Raw genomic sequence first — 17,811 nt, 5'->3', positions numbered from 1 at the left:
GTGGGTCATGAGCGGGCTCTTTCCAGCGGATGGGTTGTTGAGGAACTTCCATCCTGCCGGGCGGGGCCCGCTCGTCTCATCTCAGCCCGGGCCTCGTGCCAAGAACCTCATGACCCACAACACCTAGAGACGATGTACAAGCCCGGGACAGAGTTGCTGTACCCAGCGCTGTTCAGGGCCCACAAGGCCCTCGACGAGGCTGTGGAGCGGGCCTATGGGCTGGAGCCTGGCGTGGACGAAGCTGACTTGGTCGCGCATCTGTTCGAGCTGTACGCCAAGGCCGTCGGGGCTACCTCGTGAAGATCGGCTACGCCCGCATGAGAACCCGCGACCAGGAGGGCTCCCTCCAGACCCAGCAGACCGCCCTGAGGCAGGCCGGCTGCTCGAAGATCTTCCAGGACCGGCTCTCCGGGGCCTGAACCGAACGGCCCTGACACCTCGGGACGATCTGGCCTCAGGGCCCCCGTTAAGCTCGTCCCATGGTCGCCGCGCGTGAAGTCACCCTTCAGGAACTCCTCGGGGGCTCCTACCAGTACACGGTCCCGCTCTATCAGCGGACGTACTCCTGGGGACGCCCGCAGTGGCAGCGACTGTGGGAGGACGTCGTGGACGTCGCCGACCACCGGCGGGACAACCCATCGGCAACCCACTTCATCGGCTCCCTCGTTCTCGCCGGCTTCCGGGACAACGGGCCCGGCGGCGTCCAGCGGTGGCTCGTGGTGGACGGGCAGCAGCGGCTGACGACGCTGACGCTCCTCCTCGCCGCTGTCCGCGACCACCGGGCTGAGCACGAAGGCCCCATGCACGCCGATCGGGTCAACGAGAAGTACCTGGTCAACAAGTGGGAGGACGGCGATCTCCGGTACAAGGTCCTGCCCACCCAGGCCGACCGTGCCGCCTACCGCGGGCGGATCGAGCACGCCCCGGACGCTGCCGAAGGCTCCAGGATCAGCGAAGCCCACCAGTTCTTCCTGACGAAGCTGCTCGGGTTGAGTCAACCGTCTGCCGACGGTGAAGAGGAGCCGCTGACCTTGGCGGAGGTCGAGTCCGCCGTCGTCGCCGGCCTGTCGATCGTGTCCGTGACCACCGGGGAGAACGACAACGCCCACCGCATCTTCGAGTCGCTGAACAACACCGGCCTCAAGCTCACCCAGGGCGACCTGCTCAGGAACTACCTGTTCATGCAGCTGCCCACACGGGCGGATGAGGTCTACACCACCCTGTGGCTCCCGTTGCAGAACCTGCTCTCCAATGAGGAACTGGAGACGCTGTTCTGGCTTGACCTGGTGCAACAGGATCCCAAGGTCCGCCAGACCGAGATCTACGCGGGGCAGCAGCGTCGCATGCGTGACCTGCAGGACGAGTCGCAGGTCAGGGCGGAAGTCGAGCGGTTCCTGGCATTGGGGCGTCTCTACGACGTCATGCTCCGTCCGGAGAAGGAGAAGGATGCCGCAGTGCGGTTCCGTTTGGCGCGCCTGCGCGCCTGGCGCACGACGACGACGTTCCCGATCACACTGCACCTGATGGAGCGCCGGTCCTTGGGGGACATCGACTCGGACGAACTGGCCCGTGCGCTCCTCTACCTCGAGTCGTACCTGGTCCGACGCCTCGTCTTCGGCCGCTACTCCGACGGTCTCAACACCACCTTGCTCGCGGCCACGGCCGACATCCAGGGTCAGGACGATCCGGCGGATGCCCTGCAGCGCTTCCTCTCCAGCGGACGGAAGCACTTCGCCTCCGACGATCAGATCCGCCAGGCCGTGATGACGGCACCCTTCTACACGACGGGCCGGGCGGCCCACCGGAAGCTGATCCTCCGGTGGATCGAGGAGTCGTACGGCAGCAAGGAGCCGGTGGACCTCGACAGCGCGACCATCGAGCACGTCATGCCGCAGACCCTCACGGAGGAGTGGGAGCGCGCTCTGGCCGGCCAGCTCGAGGCGCACCAGGACCTTCGAGAGGTGCACACCGAGCTCCTGCACACCTTGGGCAACCTCACCCTCACCGGGTACAACAGCGAGCTGAGCAATGGGCCCTTCGCGGTCAAGCGTGCGGAGCTGGCCAAGAGCGGCATCCGCATGAACCAGGAGATCTCCGCTGAGCCGGTATGGGGTCCCGCGCAGATCCGTGCTCGCGCCGAGCGGCTGGCGGACCGGATCGTCGGCATCTGGCCGGGGCCCTCAGCCGAGGCCGCCTCCGGGGTCGCCCACACGGCCTGGCAGACGCTGTCGGATGCCGTCGCGGCCATTCCCGCCGGGTCCTGGACCTCCTACGGCGAACTGGCACGGCTGATCGGAAGCCATCCGGTCCCCGTGGGGACCTACCTCGCACGGACTGCCCTGCCGCACGCCCATCGTGTGCTCCAGGCAGGAGGCACCGTCTCTCCGTCCTTCCGGTGGACCGACGTCCACCGCACGGACGATCCGCACGACGTCCTCGCAGCCGAAGGCGTGCGCTTCTCCGAGGACGGACGGGCCGACGGCGGCCAGCGGCTGGTGGCGGAGCAGCTCGCCGAGCTCATCGACGTCGACGTCGACCTGACCGATCCCCGGTCGCTCGCCGCCCCGGGCAACGACCCTGCGCTGCGGGACCGCTGGGTCGACCGACTTCACGACCACAACGATCCCGAATCGGCCCGCGCGATGATCGAGGTCCAACGAGGCTGGGTCGAGCGCGGTGGCCGGGCGGAATTCGCGGACAATGCCGCCGGCGGTTGTTTCTTGGTCGTCCCGCGCACGTCAGCACGCGCCATCTGGCCGGTGATCCTGTACCCGACATACGGCGTCGAGGTCGTCTTCTATCATCTGGCGAAGTGGGCTCCCTTCACGGACGAGACGCTTCTCGACGAATTCCGGGGACGACTGAATCACATCCCCGGGGTGGAATTCGGCCCCGAGTCTCTCCGCCGGCGCCCGAGCATCAGGCCGCAGACCCTTCAGCCGGCCGCGGCGCAGGAGGCGTTCCTCGACGCGCTGGAGTGGTTCCTGCACACCGTCCAGGAGGACGACAGAAGTGCCTGACAGCCCTGCCAGGGGCAGGTCCTGACGAGGCGCCGACCCCCTCACCCCGTCCACCCCACCCAGTACGCTCGCCCCATGAAGATCGGTCTCCGCAAGCCCAGCCTGAAGAAGTCCATCAAGGCCCGCACCACGGGCCGCGCCAAGCGTGCGATCAAGCGCCAGGTCATCCCCGGCTACGGCCGCAAGGGGATGGGCTGGCTGCGCGATCCAAAGCGCGCCGCCTACAACGCCGTCTACCGGCGCACCACGGTCGGGCTGGGCGACGTCCTGAAGATGTTCCGATGAGCACGCGCAGCAGCACCCCCGACGCCGTCGACACGGACCGGACCGCCGGCACCGTCGAGCTCCTCGAACCGCCCCGTGAGGCCGTCGAGTGGATGGCCTCGCCCGCTCCAGCGACCGACCTCTGGTGGACCGCCACGGTCTGCGGTGAGGCAGACCCGGACTGGCACCGGCTGGAGACCACCGCGCAGATCGCGGATCTGGTGCACGCGCTCACCGACCCCCAGGACAAGCTGGTCCTCGAGGACGACGCCGGCCGTCGGCTCCGCGGACGTACGCCACCGGGCATCATGGCTCCATGACGCCAGCCCTGGAGCACCTCGCCACCACACCGGCCCTGCGCCCGCTCGATCCCGCGGACGTCGCCGTCGCGCTCGCGGCCGCGTCCGAGCTGGCCGGCTGGTCCGTCGCCGCCACCCCCGCCGACACCCCGCCCGAGCTCGCCGTCACCTACGCCACCGGCGACTTCGCCACGGCCCTGGCCCTGGCGAACCGGATCGGAGAGGCGGCGGAGGCCGCCGACCACCACCCGGACCTCACCGTGTCCTACGGCCGCCTGGCGGTGCGCATGCACAGCCACGACGTCCGCGCCCTCACCTCCCGGGACGTCCGCCTGGCCCGCACCGTCGTCCGCCTCGCGAGCGAGGTCCTCGCCCCGCACGCCCTGGCCGCCTACGGGACCCTCGCGCCGGGCCGCGCGAACGCCCACGTGATGAACGGCGTCCGCGGGACGTGGACGTCCGGCACCGTCCGCGGCGTGCTCCACGCCAGCGGGGTCGGCGCTGCCACCGGCTACCCGGGGGTGGTCCTCGCCGGCACGGCCGCCCCCGCCCCGCCCGCCCACGTCACCGACGTCCCCGCTCAGCTGCTCGTCTCCGCCGACCTCCCGGACCATTGGGACCGCCTCGATGCCTTCGAAGGTCCCGGCTACCGGCGGGTGCCCGCCGTCGTCGCCCTGGAGGACGACGACGCCGTCCGCCCCGCCTTCGCTTACGAACTGGTGCCCGATGCCGTCCCGCCGTCCGCCTGAGCCCCCCGCCATGACACCGCACCTCGACACCCACCCCGACGCCCGCCCCGACCCCGGCTCCCGCCAGCGGGCCCTCGTCCGGCGCTCGCCCCTGATCCTCGCGGCCATCGTCCTCCTGATCGGAGCCGCCGTCCTCGCAGCCCAGGGCCACCGCGAGGCGGCGGCCCTCAGCCTGCAGATCGCGACGGTGGTCCCCGTGACGATCGCCGTCGAGCGCGCCTTCCGCGTCCGCCTGCCCACCGCGCTGCACGCGATGTACGCGGCCCTGCTGCTCGCCGCCCCGTGGGTGGGCGCCGCGCTCGGGGGCTATGACGCCTGGCCGTGGTGGGACGCCCTCGTGCACTTCTACTCCGGGGTGCCCATCGCGCTGGGCTGCGTCCTCCTCCTGGGATCCGCCGCCGCCCGCCGGGGCGTCACCCTGCCGCCCGGGCTCGAGGCGCTCCTGGTGATGGCGCTGCATTCGCTTGTGGCCCTGACCTGGGAGATCGCCGAGTTCACCGCCGACCAGGCGCTCGGCGCGCAGACGCAGAAGGGCAACACGGACACCATGACGGACATGATCGTCGGCACGCTCGGGGCCCTGATCGTGGCGTTCGCCCTGTACGCGCACCGCACCCGCGGCCGCTTCGCCTGGCTCTCCCGCTTCACCGGGGCCTGACCAGGCGGGCGCCGCCCACCGGGCGCTGCGGTGCGGGCATCCCCTTCCCGGCGTCCTGTCAGCGGTCCGTCCTACCCTGCTGATCAAGCGGCCCCACCCCGGGGCCGACCGACGGAAGGAACCCCCGGCATGCACCGCACCCCCCTCGCCCTGACGGGTCTGACCCTCGCCGCCGCCCTGACCGTGACCGGCTGCGGCACCACAGACACGGACGACACCCCGGCCGCGAGCGCGGACGCCGCCGCCTCCTCCGCGGGCACCGAGCCCTCGACGGCGGCCCCGACCACGGACCCGACCACCACCAGCTCCGCCCCCACCGGCGGCGCGCGGGACGGCTCGGCGTCGTCTGCGGCCCCGTCCGAGGCGTCCTCCACGGCCGCGGCCGAGGCGATCTCCGAGGAGCACGGCCCCGCGGACGTGATGTTCGCGCAGATGATGGTCCCGCACCACGAGCAGGCCCTCGAGATGAGCCGGGTCGTTCTGGACAAGGAGGGCGTCCCGGAGGACGTGCGCGCCCTGGCCCAGCGGATCGAGGCCGCGCAGGCCCCCGAGATCACGCGCATGCAGGACATGCTCGCCGCGTGGGGCGTCACCGACGCCCAGCACATGGACCACTCCGGCCACGGCGGCATGGCCGGGATGCTGACGGAGGAGCAGCTGCAGGACCTGCGCGACGCCGACGGCCCCGAGGCCGCCCGCCTCTTCCTCGAGGGCATGGTCGAGCACCACCGGGGCGCCGTGGACATGGCCCAGACCGAGCTGGAGGACGGTGAGAACCCCCAGGCGCGCGCCCTCGCCGAGGACGTGATCGCCGCCCAGGAGGAGGAGATCGCGCAGATGGAGGACATGCTCGCCGGTCTCTGACCTGCCGGACGGGCCGCCGCGACACGCCCCGGCACACGACGACGCCGGCCCGCCTCCGGGAGGAGACGGGCCGGCGTCGTGGTGTCCGGGGCGCTGGCCCCGAGGCGGGTCCGTGGACCCGCCGGGGGCGCTCAGCGGCGGCGGCCGAGCTGGCGCTGCAGCAGGCGCATGCCCTCGCGCATCAGCATGTCGCGGCCGCCGGAGCGGCGGGCGTTGACGGACGGACGGCCGTAGGCGGTGCCGGTGCCGAAGCGGGCGCCGCGGCCAGCCCGGGCGTTGCCGCCGGAGAGCAGGCCGCCGAGCATGCCGCCCAGGCCGCCGGACCGGCCGGCGCTGACGTATCCGCCGCGGCCGCGGGAGGACTGGCCGTAGCTCCGGCCGCCGGTGGACTGGCTGCGCAGGGCGCGGAGGAGATCGTTCTTCAGACCCATGGTCATGCTCCTTCTCGAGTGCGCGCCGCCCTTCGCCGCGCGCAGTGCGTCCACGGTAGCCCGCGGGCACCCGGCGGCGTCCATGGCGGGGGCGCGCCCGTGCCGTCAGCGTGCGGAGGAGCCCGAACCGCCGCGGGGCTTGCGCAGCGGCAGGCCCTGCCGGTGCAGCTCCGCGGGGGAGCCGGCGCCGGGCACCGTGCGCATCAGCTCGGTCTCGCCGTCCCGCCACAGGGGCACGTTCTTGGCCTCCGGGAGGTCGGACACGCGGAAGTGCGGGTCCTCACCGGCCTTGAGCTTGCGCTCGTAGTCCTTGAGCAGCTTCACGGCGAGCCCGCCCAGCGGGATGATCGCCACGAGGTTGATGGTGGCCATGAGCGCGGCGAAGGTGTCCGCGAGGTTCCACACGAGGTTCACAGTGCCCAGGGCGCCGCCCACCACGCACAGCAGCACGAGGACGCGGAACGCGGTGATGAACGCCGGCGCCCGGTCCCCGGCCAGGTACTGGATGTTCGCCTCGCCGTAGTAGGTGTTGCCCAGCACGGAGGACCACGCCAGGAAGAAGATCACCACGGTGAGGAACGGGCCGGCCCAGGCGCCCACGGCCTGCTGCAGCGCACCCTGGGTGACCGCCATGCCGAGGGCGCTCTTGTCGCCGAACGTCGGCTCGGAGAGCAGCACGATGAAGGCGGTGGCGGTGCACACCAGCAACGTGTCGAAGTACACGCCGAGCGACTGCACGAAGCCCTGCTTGGCGGGGTGGGACACGGCGGCCGCGGCGGCCGCGTTCGGGGCCGAGCCCATGCCGGCCTCGTTGGAGAACATGCCGCGGCGCACGCCCTGCATCACCATCGCCATGCCGACGGCGGCGCCCGCCACCTGCTCGAGGCCGAGGGCGTGGCGCACGATGTGCGCGAGCATCGCCGGGACCTCGGTGATGTTCACGATCACCACGATCAGCGCCACGACGATGTAGGCCACGGCCATGATCGGCACGATGACGTTGGTGACGGCGGACAGGCGGCGCACGCCGCCGAAGATCACGAGGGCGGTCAGCACGGCCAGGCCCACGCCCACGATCCACGCAGTGGTGGTGGAGGTGCCCCAGTTGGCCTGCACGGACTCGGAGATCGAGTTGGACTGCACAGCGTTGAACACGAAGCCGTACGTCACCGTGATCGCGACGGCGAACAGGGCCGCCAGCCACTTCTGGCCCAGCCCGTCACGGATGTAGTACGCCGGGCCGCCGTAGAACCCGTCCCTGCCCTTGCGCTTGTACAGCTGGGCGAGGGTGGACTCCACGAACGCGGTGGCGCCGCCGATGAGCGCCATGACCCACATCCAGAACACCGCGCCCGGCCCGCCCAGCACGATGGCGATCGCCACGCCCGCGACGTTGCCGGTGCCCACACGGGAGGCCGCGGAGATGGTGAAGGCGCGGAAGGGGGAGACGCCGTCGTCGGCGCCGGTCTCGGGTCCCTTCGCCACCACGGAGCGCAGCATCTCCGGGAGCATGCGCACCTGCACGCCCACGGTGCGGACGGTGAACCACACGCCCGCGACGGCGAGCAGCGCCATCACCACGTACCAGTACCAGTTGTTGAACGCGCTGATGGCGTCAGTGAGAGCTTCCATGGAGAGAAGCCTAGGGGTTGACAGGCGTGTCAGAGATCGTCGGATTCGGCTTCGTCGGGCAGACCTCGCCCCAGGGTGGTCTCCCACAGCTCCACGAGATGGCCGATCCGCCGACGCAGGTCCTCCGGCTCCACCCCTGCCGCCGTGTTGCGGGCGGCCGAGCGGGCGACGTCGTCGGCGAGCTCGTTGCCCCGGGTGCCGGCGTGGCCCTTGACCCACACCGTGCTCACCTCGACGCCGGCCGTCTCCGCGAGGTCGACGGCGGCCAGCAGGCGACGCAGGGCGCGGCGGACGCGCTCGCCGCGGGCGTCGCCGAGGGTGAGGCGCTCGCGATGGGCGTCCCGCAGCAGGGCCAGGGCGGCGCGGGAGTCCGAGTGGATGACCACGCGCTCGTCCGCGTGGCCGGACCACGCGGCGATCAGGTGGCCCAGGGCCAGCGCCTCGAGCTCCGCCTCGAGCGGCAGGGTGACGCCGGGCAGGGCGTGGGCGGCCCACGGCCCGGAGGGTGTCACGGCCGCGGCGCCACCCGTGCGGGTGCCACGGAGCACCGAACCGTCCACGTACACGTGGCGCACCTCGGCGGGGTCGGAGAAGGACAGGCTGTGCATCAGCTGCGGCGCCGTGCGTCGCAGATGGCGCTCCACGCGGCGGCGGGCGAGCAGCACGCGGCCCGCGCGGGCGGCGTCCTCGGAGACCTGCTGCTCGGCGCGGAGGGCCTCGAGCGAGGCCCGGACCGCGCCCGTGGCGGCCACGGCGGCGGCATCCACGTCCGGGAGCAGGTAGCTCGAGCGCTGGGAGCCCACGGGGGACTCGTCGAGCCGGTAGGAGACCACATGCAGCTCCGGCGGTGCGAGCGCCCGCAGGAGGGAGAGCAGCACGGCGTCCGCGTCCGTGCGCAGGCGCACGATCACCGGCCGACCGGCGGGCAGGTCCTCGGCCACGGTGGCCCAGAACCGGTCCAGCTGGGTCACGGGGACCACACCGGCCAGGACCGTGCCCTTGACGTCGTCCCCGAGCTCGCGCAGCTCCAGGTGACGGGCCACGAACACGATCCCGTCCTGCACCGGGTGCAGGTCCACCCGCAGCGCGCGGCCGTGGTCCACGCCGGGGAGCATCGCGAGGGGCCGGGCCACCACGCGGACGCCGTCGGTGCGCACGCGCATCCGCGGCGGCGCCGGGCGGGGCCCCGCCGGTCGGGGCAGTGCGGGCAGGGGCGGCGCGGGCTCCAGGAAGCCGGCGGGGGACCAGGGCGTGGCCGTGAGATCCACGGCGGGCAGCCGCACGAGCCCGCCCGCGTGGCGGGAGGGGTGGCGGATCAGGGCCGAGGAGCCCGCGTGTGCCCCGGGCCGTACGGCGGGTCGCCCCGCCGTACGGGCCGCGGCCTGCGCGGAAAGGGAGGTCCGGAGGGCGTGGCTGCCGCTGCGGTCCTGGAGCGACTGGTCCGTGGGCCGGTCCGGGTCCACGAAGGCACCGTCGGGGATCGGCGTGCCCATGAGCTGGGCGCCCGGGCCGGTGAAGGCCCAGAGAGCGTCCAGCAGATCGTCGGGGGTCGAGGCGTCGACGTCGAAATGGAGGGACCTCACCTGCCCCTCCCGAGGATGATTGCTGAGTGCTCCCATGTCTCCACCGGCGGTCTGTGCGGGATCGCCCCGGACATGTGAGCCGGGTCCGGGGCGATGCGTTGGTCGGTGGGTCCCGGCCGGCGGGTCGATCACCGGCACGGCACCCGATGTCCGTTACACCCTAGTGAGCCGACTCCGCGCAGGGCAGGGCTGAGGATCTGTGGATTCCCGGCCGCCGGTCAGAGCACGCCCGCACGTCGGCGCTGGACGTCCGGGCCGGTGGCCACGCCGAGGGCCTCGGCCTGCGCGCGCTGCTGCCGCAGGGACACGGTGCCCAGCACCAGCGCCAGGGCCCGTTCGCCCTCCGCCGGCGTGGGCGCGGCGGCGGTCAGCAGCCGGTGCAGGCCCAGCCCGCCGAGGCCCAGGGCGAGGGCCGTGGTGAGGACCTCGGCGCCGTCGCGGTGGCGCAGCAGCACCTCCTCGGCCGCCTCCGCCGCCTCCGCCAGGCCCCCGTCACCGCCGGTGCCGCGCCGTGCCGCGGCCGCGTGCTCGATCTCCGCCACGATCCGGTCCGCCACCCGCGCCAGCAGCGTCTGCTTGTCCGGGACGTGCCAGTACAGCGCAGAGGCCTGCACGCCCAGCACCGCGGCGACGCGGCGCATCGAGAGGTCCCCCATGCCGAAGTCCTGCAGGATCGCGACGGCGGCGTCCACCACGTCCTCCGCGCTCAGGCGGCCACGGGGCGGGGGAGGGGTCATGGACGGCAGGCTACCGCCCGGCGTCGTCCAGGACCCCGCCCTCGCCCATCCGCACGGTCCGGTCCGCCATGACGGCGGCCTCATCCGCGTCATGCGTGACCACGACGGCGCTCGTGCCCTCCGCCTGCAGCACCGCCCGGATCTGGCGGGCCAGCCGGGCGCGCAGGTCGGCGTCGAGGGCGGAGAGGGGCTCGTCCAGCAGGAGCACGCGCGGGGCGGGGGCGAGCGAGCGGGCCAGGGCCACGCGCTGGGCCTGGCCGCCGGAGAGCGTCCGCACGGGGCGGCCCGCCAGCTCCGTCAGGCCCACAAGCTCCAGCAGCTCGGCCACGCGCGCACGGCGGCGGACCCGGCCCCACCCGGCGGCCTCGAGTCCGTAGACCACGTTGCGGGCCACCGTGCGGTGCGGGAACAGCTGCCCGTCCTGGAACACGAGTCCCACGCCGCGGCGGTGGACGGGCACGGGCCGGCCCCCCGCGGCGCCGGACACCTCCGTGCCGTCGATCTCCACCGTCCCGGCCACCACGTCCTCCAGCCCCGCGATCCCGCGCAGCACGGTGGACTTGCCCGAGCCGGAGGCGCCCACGAGCGCCACGATCTCGCCCGGGGCCACGTCCAGGTCCGCGCGGGTCACGGGGACGGAGCCGTCCGGATACGCGACGGCGACCCCGCGCAGGCGCAGCGCGGCCCCGCGAGGGCGGGGCGCGTCGTCGTCCTGGTGGTGGGCGGGGCGGCGCCCCGCGGTGTGCGTGTCCATCAGATCCCTCCCGATCCGGCCTCGCGCGGGCGCAGCCGCTCGCAGGCCAGCATGACGCCGGCGCTGAGCACGGCCAGCACCGTGGCGGCGGCCAGGGCCATGCCGTAGTTGTCCGCGCCGGGCCGGCCCAGCAGGCGCGCGATGAGCACGGGCAGCGTGGGCCGGTCCGCGGCGGCCAGGAAGCTCGTGGCGCCGAACTCCCCGAGGGACACGGCGAACGCGAACCCGGCCGCCAGGCCCACCCCGCGCAGCAGGAACGGCCCGTCCACGGTGGCCAGCACCCGCGCCGGGCCGGCGCCCAGGGTGCGGGCGGCCTCCCGCAGGCGCGGGTCCACCGCGGCGAGCACGGGCACCAGCGCGCGCACGGCCAGGGGCACGGCCACCACGGCCTGCGCAATCGGCACGAGCGCCCCCGAGGCGGCCAGCTCGGGGACCTGCACGCGCAGGGACACCACGAACCCGAAGCCCACCGTCACCGCGGACACCCCCAGCGGCAGCAGCAGCGCCCCGTCGAGGGCACGCTGGGCGGTCCGGGCCGCGCCGGAGCGGAACGGGCGGGTGAGCAGCAGGGCCAGGGGCACGGACACGGCCAGGGTGAGCACGGTGGCGTCCAGGGCCGTGCGCGCGGACTGCTCCAGGGCCTCGAGCGGGGTGACACCCCCGGCGAACCCGGTGCCGGGGCTCGTGGCCAGCAGCGCGTAGTTGCGCAGCCCCCAGCCCTCCGGGGAGCGGAAGGAGCGGATGACGAGCGCCGCCAGCGGGGCGAGCACGAGCGCGCCGGTGAGCGCGGTGGCCGCGGCCGGCAGCGCATCGGCGCGGGTCAAGGGCCGCAGCGGGGCCGTGCCGAGCCGCAGCGCCCGCCGGGCGCGGGCCGCCGTCACCCCGGACAGCGCCACCGCCGCCAGCACCACGGCCAGCTGCAGGGTGGAGAACACGGCGGCGGTGCGCAGGTCGAGGTAGACGGCGGTCTGCACCCAGATCTCGGACTCGAGAGTGCCGTAGCCGGGGCGGCCGAGGGTCTGCACGATGCCGAACGCGGACGCGCAGAACAGGAACACCAGCGCCGCCGCGCCCGCGAGCGCCGGCGCCAGCTGCGGCAGGGTGACCGTGCGGAAGGCCCGGGCCGGCGAGGCGCCCAGCGTGCGGGCGGCCTCCGCCTGGCGGGAGTCCAGCGCGGACCACAGGGCGCCCACCTGGCGCACCACCACGGAGACGTTGAAGAAGACCATGGCCAGCACGACGGCGGCGGTGGTCTGGTCCAGGCCCGTCCAGCCGAACGGCCCGCCGGGGGCCAGCAGGGCCCGGAACGCCACGCCCACCACCACGGTGGGCAGCACGAAGGGGACCAGCACCACGGCACGCAGCAGCTTCCGGCCGGGGAAGGCGCGGCGGTGCAGCACGAACGCGGCGGGCAGGCCCAGGGCCACGGAGGCGACGGTGCCGGCGGCGGCCATCCCGAGGGTCTGGCCGAGGATCCGCCACGTCCGCTCGCGGCCCAGGACCTCCGCGAACGCGTTGAGGTCCAGCGCGCCCGTGGGGTCCCCGGCGGCGTCCACGCCGGCCACCCCGCGCCAGAGCATCGCGGCCACGGGCCACGCGAAGAACACCAGCAGGAACGCCACGGGCACGACGCCGGCCGCCGCCCATCCGGCGCCTGCGCCGGCCCCGGCGGGGCGTCGGCGGGGCGGGCGGGCCGGCGTCGTGGTGGCGGGGGAGGGCATCAGGAGCCCTGGACCTCCTCGGCGAGGGCGGTCCACTCCTTCAGCAGCTCCTCGCGGCGGGCGTCGAACGCCGCCGGGTCGGGGGTGATGGGGTCCTCGACCAGCGGGGCGTTCTGCTCCCACTCGGCGGGCAGGGCGACGGCGTCGTCCACGGGGTACATGTACATGGTGTCCGGGATCGCGGCCTGCACGTCCTCGGTGAGCATGAACTCCACGAACGCCTGCGCGCCCTCGGGGTTCTCGGCCCCGGCCAGGACGCCGGCGTACTCCACCTGCGGGGTGCAGGAGTCCTCGAGGACCGCCGTCTCCGGGGCGAACGCGGGGGAGGAGGAGTAGGACAGCACGATCGGGAACTCGCCCTTCCCCTCGCCGCCGGAGAAGTCCACGGCGTAGGCGTCCGACCAGGACGCGTCCACCTTCGCCCCGCCCTCGAGCAGGTCCCGCCACCAGCCCTGCCAGCCGTCCTCGCCGTACTCGGCGGTGGTGGCGGCCAGCAGCGCCAGGCCGGGGGAGGAGGTGACGGGGGAGGTCACGGCGGTGAGCTCCGCGTACTGCGGCTCGCGCAGCTGGTCGAGGTCCGTGGGCTCGGCCACGCCGTTCTCCTCGAACCAGGCCGGATCCGTGTTGAAGCAGACCTGACCGCGGTCCACGGGGGTCATCGCGTCCCCCACCACGAGGTCCTGCGCCGAGGCCGGCAGGTCCGCGGGGGTGAAGGGCGCCACGGCCTCCTGGCCCACGAGGCGGTGCGCGGAGTGGTCCTCCACGCCGTATACGCCGTCCGCCACGGGGGCGTCCTTCGAGAGCAGCACCTGGTTCACGACGGCGCCGGCGTCCCCCGGCGCGGTGGTCACCAGGGTGTAGCCGGACTCCTGCTCGAAGCGGGCGATCAGATCGTCGGGGAGGGCGAACGAGTCGTGGGTGAGGATCGTGACGGTGCCCTTGTCCTGGGCGGGGGCGGACGAGCCGGAGCCGGACGCGGCGCCCGCCGCAGGCGACGAGCCCGCCGTGGACGAGGCGGAGCCGCCGGACGGGGCGGAGACGGAGCAGCCGGTGAGGGCCAGGGCGGCCAGGGACAGCGCGGCGAGGCCGGTGCGGATGCGGACGGGACGGGACATGCGGTTTCCTCCTGCGATGCGGGAGGGGCCGGGGTGTCTCCGCGGCGGCGGCGCCGGGGCGCCACCGGCTCGGGGCCCCCGGGAGGAGGTCTCGACTTCCTTCGCCGGTGCTGGCCGGAGCAGGTTCGAGGGTCTGCGGCGGACCGCACTCTCAGCGCCGTGGCGGCGCTCCCCTGTCGATGTGTGTGCTGGGAGCCTACCCCGTCCGGGGCGCGCCGTAGACTCCTGCGCGTGAGCGCCTCCGCATCCTCCGCCGACGCCGGTCCCTCCTCCTCCGGGGGCGTCTCCGCCCCCGTCTCCGACTGGGACATCCGCCGGCCCCACCGCATGTGGCCGCGCATGCTGGTCATCGTGCTGACCCTGGCCGGCCTCGTGGTGGTGGTGCAGTTCGTCCAGGGGATCTCCCAGATCGTCGCGCCCGTGTTCCTGGGCCTGAACCTCGTGATCGTCGCGTACCCGCTGCAGTCGTGGCTGATCCGCCGCGGCGTGCACCCCGTGCTCGGCGCCGCCGCCACGGTGCTGCTGGTGTGCTCGGTGCTGGCCGTCGTCGTCGGGATGCTGCTGTGGTCAGCGCTGGAGCTGATCACCGCGCTGCCGGAGTACGCGGCCCAGTTCGAGCGGATCGTGCAGGACGTGGTCGCCTGGCTGGGGACCATGGGCGTCACCCCGGACATGGTCAACTCGCGCCTGGCGCAGATCGACCTGCAGGCCGTCTCCGGGGCCGCGGTCACCGCCCTCACCACGATCGCCACCAACATCTACGCCGTGGTGGGCCTGCTGGCCACCGTGATCATGGGCATGTTCTTCCTCGCCATGGACTCCATGGCCGTGGAGCGCCGCGTGGACCTGCTCAACACCGCCCGCCACGAGCTCGGCCGCGCGCTGCTGGACTTCGCGCACGGCGTGCGCCGGTACTGGATCGTCACCACCGTCTTCGGCCTGATCGTCGCGGTCCTGGACGTGGTGGCGCTCATGGCCATCGGCGTGCCCATGGTGCTCGTGTGGGGGGTCCTGAGCTTCCTGACCAACTACATCCCGAACATCGGCTTCGTGATCGGCCTGATCCCCCCGGCCCTGCTGGGGCTCATGGAGGGCGGCTGGGGCGCGTTCCTGGGGGTGGTGGTCAGCTACTCCGTGCTGAACTTCGTGCTCCAGTCCATCATCCAGCCGAAGGTCGCCGGGGACGCGGTGGGCGTGGTCCCCACCGTCAGCTTCCTGTCCCTGCTGTTCTGGGCGTGGGTGCTGGGCCCGCTCGGGGCCATCCTCGCCCTGCCCTGCACGCTGCTGGTGAAGGCGGTCCTGATCGACGCCGACCCCGGCTCCCGGTGGGTCAACTCGCTGATCGCCTCGGACCTGAAGGGCATGGAGATGCGCCAGTCCTCCCTGCTGGCGCTGCTGCGCCGCCCGAAGGACGTGGTGGGATCCCACGCCGCCGGCGAGGACGCCGACGCCGGCTCCGTGTCCCTGGACGCCGCCGCACAGGAGCGCGTGCGCCTGGCCGCCCGGGAGGCCGAGCGGGAGGGCGGTCCGTCCTCGCCGCTGATGTCCCCCCGTGTGGACGGGGTCAGTCCTCCGGAGCCGGAGCGGGGGACGCCGGGCGCGGCTGGGGGAGCAGCAGGTCGCTGAACGCGCCGAGCAGGCGCAGCACGGGCGGCTGGGGGAACGGCACCTGCTCCAGTCCCGGGTGCAGGCGGGCGGCCTCGGCCGCGGCGCGGGCGTCCGTCTCCGGGTCCGCGAAGGCCGGGCGCAGCACGTGGGCGGCGCCCAGCCGCACCGTGTCCAGCAGCGAGCGCGGCCCGGTGCCCTCGGGCGCGGCGCCGGGCTCGGGCACGGCCGGGGGCACCGTGTGCACCTGGAGCGTGCGGCCGCGGGCGTCCTGGGCGCCGGTGAGCACGTGCACGGCGGCCGCGCCGGGGGCGTGGTCCGGGTGCAGCCGGCCGGACTGCCAGTTCACCGAGACCGCGCCCGGGGCCGTGAACCGCACCCACGGGTGCAGATGGGCGAGCCCGCCGTGGGGCCCGGCCTCCCGGTGGGCGGCCGCGGGCAGCCACAGGACGCGCTCGATCCCCAGCAGGTCCGCGAGGGCCTCCTCCACCCGAGCCTGCCCCCAGCCGTCGTTGGGGCCCGCGTCCAGGAGCAGGGTGGAGGCCACCGCGGTGCCCTCGCCGTCCGTGGCCCACGTGGCCGGCGGCGCGGCCAGCAGCGGGGTGTGGAGGGGCAGGCCCGCGGCGCGGGCGACGACGGTGCCGGCCTCGGCGTCGTGGCCCTCCGGGCCGCCCTGGGTGGCGGAGGGCAGGCGCCAGTGCACGGCCTCCACGGCGTCCCCGGCGTGCACGAACGTGGGTCCGGTGCGTCCGATCAGGGGCGTGCGCACACGGGCCGGCACGCGCTCAGCGGCGCGGGGCAGCAGGCGGGCGGCGCCGCGGTCCTCCGGGTCCACGAGCACGGACACCTGCCCGACGGCGGCCGCGGACTCGGCCAGCCCGGCGACGGCGTCCCGCGCCTCGTCCAGCGCGCCCGGCGCGGGGTGCGCCGTGGGCAGCGCGAGCCAGATCCGCTCCGGCTCGGCCCAGGGGGCGGCGGCGTGCGGACGGGGCCGGGCGGTGCCGGGCTCGGACATGGCGGGGAGGTCCTGTCGGTGGGGCGGGATGGGACGCGGGGAGGCGCGGGACGGAACCGGCGGGGGCGGGCCGCCCGAATCCTCCACTCTACGGCGCGCCCCGGACGTGGCAGAGTGGACTCATGCACCTGCTGCCCCGCACCCTCCTCGTCCTCGCCCGCGCCCGACGCCGATCCCGCCTGGGCATCTGGGAACCCGCCTCACTGCCCCTGCGCGCCCTGCCCACGGACGTGGACTTCGCCGGGCACGTCAACAACGGCCAGTACTTCGGCCTGTTCGACCTCGGCCGCTTCGACCTCATGGTCCGCACCGGCCTGTGGAAGGCCTGCCGGGACCGGGGCTGGCTGCCCGTCGTGCAGGCCGAGCAGATCGCCTTCCGCCGCTCCGTGACCCTCGGCACCGCGTTCACCGTGGAGACCCGCCTCCTCGGCCTGGACGAGCGGGCCATGTGGATCGAGCACCGCGCCGTGGTGGACGGGGACCTGGCCGTGCGCGCGATCGTCTGCGGCCGACTGCGCGCCAAGGACGGCACACCCGTCCCCAACGAGGACCTGCGCGCCCTGCTGGCCGAGCTCGGACACGACCTCTCCGCCGAGCCGGTCCTGCCCGAGTGGCTGCACGAGTGGCGCGGACGCATCGCCCTGCCGTCCGCGCGCACCCCGATGCCGCACGTGTGGGAGCCGGACGCCGCCCGCGCCTGAGCGCGCCGGGGGCCGGTCTACCCTGGTCCCGTGACGCCCCCCGCCCCCTCCTCCCGGCCCGACCCGGCGGGGGAGCCCGGCACGCCCGGCACCGGCCTGCTGCTGGTGCTGCTGGCGGCCATGGGCGTGGGCACCCTGTTCAACTACGGCGTCTCCGCGTCCTCCACCGTGGTGATCGAGCGGCTCGGGGTGACCTCCGGTCGGCTGGGCACCGTGCTGACGGTGGTGTTCGCCTCGGCCGCGGCGACGTCCGTGGTCCTGGGCCGGGCGGCGGACCGCCTGTCCTCCCGGGCGCAGGTGAGCATCATCTTCGGCGGCTCGGCCGCGGCCCTGGCCGTGGGCGCGTTCGCCCCCACGCTGGGGGCGCTCTATGCGGCGGCCGCCGTCGCCGGCGTCACCCAGGCGATCTCCAACCCCACCACCAACCGGATCATCCGCACCGTGGTCCCGGCCGAGCGGCGCATCGGGTGGATCGGGGTGAAGCAGTCCGGCGTGCAGGTCGCCCAGCTGGTGGCGGGCCTGTCCTTCCCCGCGGCCGCCCTCGCCCTCGGCTGGACCGGGGCCGCGCTCGCGGCCGCCGGGCTCGCCGCTGTGCTGTGGGCGGTCGCGGTGGCGGCCGCGCCCCCGCTGCCGGCCGCGTCCGGTGCCTCGGCCGCCGTCGCC

The 17,811-nt window shown here is 74.2% G+C and carries 19 protein-coding genes and 1 riboswitch; of the genes, 11 read left to right on the top strand and 8 right to left on the bottom strand.

From position 1 onward, the window contains the following. The 8 genes from MA879_RS11445 to MA879_RS11410 form a co-directional block, all read left to right on the top strand. Window positions 1–300: type IIL restriction-modification enzyme MmeI (locus MA879_RS11445; RefSeq protein WP_248126554.1), on the top strand; the 300-nt coding region annotated here is incomplete at its 5' end. After that, window positions 297–419: a recombinase family protein gene (locus MA879_RS11440; RefSeq protein WP_248126552.1), complete on the top strand. Its 123-nt coding sequence runs from the start codon at window positions 297–299 to the stop codon at window positions 417–419. The genes MA879_RS11445 and MA879_RS11440, both read left to right, overlap by 4 nt. 60 nt (window positions 420–479) lie before the next feature. Beyond that, the gene (locus MA879_RS11435; protein ID WP_248126549.1) at window positions 480–3,020 is read left to right on the top strand and encodes a GmrSD restriction endonuclease domain-containing protein; all 2,541 of its coding nucleotides are present in this window, start codon (window positions 480–482) and stop codon (window positions 3,018–3,020) included. Between the two features lie 75 nt (window positions 3,021–3,095). Further along, window positions 3,096–3,305, top strand: a complete 210-nt coding sequence (locus MA879_RS11430) for a hypothetical protein (protein ID WP_248126547.1) — start codon at window positions 3,096–3,098, stop codon at window positions 3,303–3,305. Continuing rightward, window positions 3,302–3,604, top strand: coding sequence for a hypothetical protein (locus tag MA879_RS11425; protein ID WP_248126544.1), 303 nt, complete (start codon window positions 3,302–3,304; stop codon window positions 3,602–3,604). The genes MA879_RS11430 and MA879_RS11425 overlap by 4 nt, the downstream gene beginning before the upstream one ends. Continuing rightward, entirely contained in the window at window positions 3,601–4,332 is a 732-nt protein-coding gene (locus tag MA879_RS11420; protein WP_248126541.1) for a 4a-hydroxytetrahydrobiopterin dehydratase, read from the top strand. The genes MA879_RS11425 and MA879_RS11420 overlap by 4 nt, the downstream gene beginning before the upstream one ends. A 10-nt stretch (window positions 4,333–4,342) precedes the next feature. After that, window positions 4,343–4,990: a DUF2238 domain-containing protein gene (locus tag MA879_RS11415; RefSeq protein ID WP_248126538.1), complete on the top strand. Its 648-nt coding sequence runs from the start codon at window positions 4,343–4,345 to the stop codon at window positions 4,988–4,990. A 129-nt stretch (window positions 4,991–5,119) separates the two neighbouring features. Further along, window positions 5,120–5,854 (top strand): DUF305 domain-containing protein, encoded by a 735-nt coding sequence (locus tag MA879_RS11410; RefSeq protein ID WP_248126535.1) that lies wholly within the window; start codon window positions 5,120–5,122, stop codon window positions 5,852–5,854. 131 nt (window positions 5,855–5,985) lie between these two features. Here MA879_RS11410 and MA879_RS11405 read toward each other — a convergent pair whose 3' ends face one another. The 7 genes from MA879_RS11405 to MA879_RS11375 all read right to left on the bottom strand — a co-directional run bounded on the left by MA879_RS11405 (window position 5,986) and on the right by MA879_RS11375 (window position 13,827). Then, on the bottom strand, window positions 5,986–6,285 hold the full coding sequence (locus MA879_RS11405; RefSeq protein WP_135029269.1) for a hypothetical protein: 300 nt from the start codon (window positions 6,283–6,285) through the stop codon (window positions 5,986–5,988). Window positions 6,286–6,390: 105 nt separating this feature from the next. After that, window positions 6,391–7,917 (bottom strand): alanine/glycine:cation symporter family protein, encoded by a 1,527-nt coding sequence (locus MA879_RS11400; RefSeq protein WP_248126532.1) that lies wholly within the window; start codon window positions 7,915–7,917, stop codon window positions 6,391–6,393. A gap of 29 nt (window positions 7,918–7,946) precedes the next feature. Continuing rightward, window positions 7,947–9,500 (bottom strand): RNase H family protein, encoded by a 1,554-nt coding sequence (locus MA879_RS11395; protein ID WP_248126529.1) that lies wholly within the window; start codon window positions 9,498–9,500, stop codon window positions 7,947–7,949. A gap of 218 nt (window positions 9,501–9,718) precedes the next feature. Beyond that, a complete protein-coding gene (locus tag MA879_RS11390) occupies window positions 9,719–10,237 on the bottom strand; it encodes a TetR family transcriptional regulator (protein WP_248126527.1) in 519 nt (172 codons plus the stop codon). A gap of 10 nt (window positions 10,238–10,247) precedes the next feature. Continuing rightward, complete coding sequence (locus MA879_RS11385) at window positions 10,248–10,991, bottom strand: ABC transporter ATP-binding protein (protein ID WP_248126524.1); 744 nt, start codon at window positions 10,989–10,991, stop codon at window positions 10,248–10,250. After that, window positions 10,991–12,712 (bottom strand): ABC transporter permease, encoded by a 1,722-nt coding sequence (locus MA879_RS11380; RefSeq protein ID WP_248126521.1) that lies wholly within the window; start codon window positions 12,710–12,712, stop codon window positions 10,991–10,993. The genes MA879_RS11385 and MA879_RS11380 overlap by 1 nt, the downstream gene beginning before the upstream one ends. Further along, a complete protein-coding gene (locus MA879_RS11375; RefSeq protein ID WP_248126518.1) occupies window positions 12,712–13,827 on the bottom strand; it encodes a thiamine ABC transporter substrate-binding protein in 1,116 nt (371 codons plus the stop codon). The genes MA879_RS11380 and MA879_RS11375 overlap by 1 nt, the downstream gene beginning before the upstream one ends. A gap of 79 nt (window positions 13,828–13,906) precedes the next feature. Beyond that, window positions 13,907–14,012: riboswitch (TPP riboswitch) on the bottom strand. A gap of 46 nt (window positions 14,013–14,058) precedes the next feature. Between MA879_RS11375 and MA879_RS11370 the strand changes: the two genes are divergently transcribed. Beyond that, complete coding sequence (locus tag MA879_RS11370) at window positions 14,059–15,453, top strand: AI-2E family transporter (protein WP_248126515.1); 1,395 nt, start codon at window positions 14,059–14,061, stop codon at window positions 15,451–15,453. Here the strand turns inward: MA879_RS11370 and MA879_RS11365 are convergent. Then, window positions 15,392–16,447, bottom strand: coding sequence for an agmatine deiminase family protein (locus MA879_RS11365; protein WP_248126512.1), 1,056 nt, complete (start codon window positions 16,445–16,447; stop codon window positions 15,392–15,394). The genes MA879_RS11370 and MA879_RS11365 overlap by 62 nt on opposite strands. 122 nt (window positions 16,448–16,569) lie before the next feature. Here MA879_RS11365 and MA879_RS11360 point away from each other — a divergent pair, with 122 nt between their 5' ends. Continuing rightward, window positions 16,570–17,148: an acyl-CoA thioesterase gene (locus MA879_RS11360; protein WP_248126509.1), complete on the top strand. Its 579-nt coding sequence runs from the start codon at window positions 16,570–16,572 to the stop codon at window positions 17,146–17,148. A 30-nt stretch (window positions 17,149–17,178) separates the two neighbouring features. Beyond that, window positions 17,179–17,811, top strand: a 633-nt coding sequence (locus tag MA879_RS11355) for an MFS transporter (RefSeq protein ID WP_248126507.1), incomplete at its 3' end; no start/stop codon positions are given.

The sequence above is a fragment of the Micrococcus lacusdianchii genome, assembly GCF_023155805.1.
GTDB classification, from domain to species: Bacteria; Actinomycetota; Actinomycetes; order Actinomycetales; family Micrococcaceae; genus Micrococcus; species Micrococcus lacusdianchii.
This window is presented reverse-complemented; position numbering and strand designations above follow the sequence as displayed.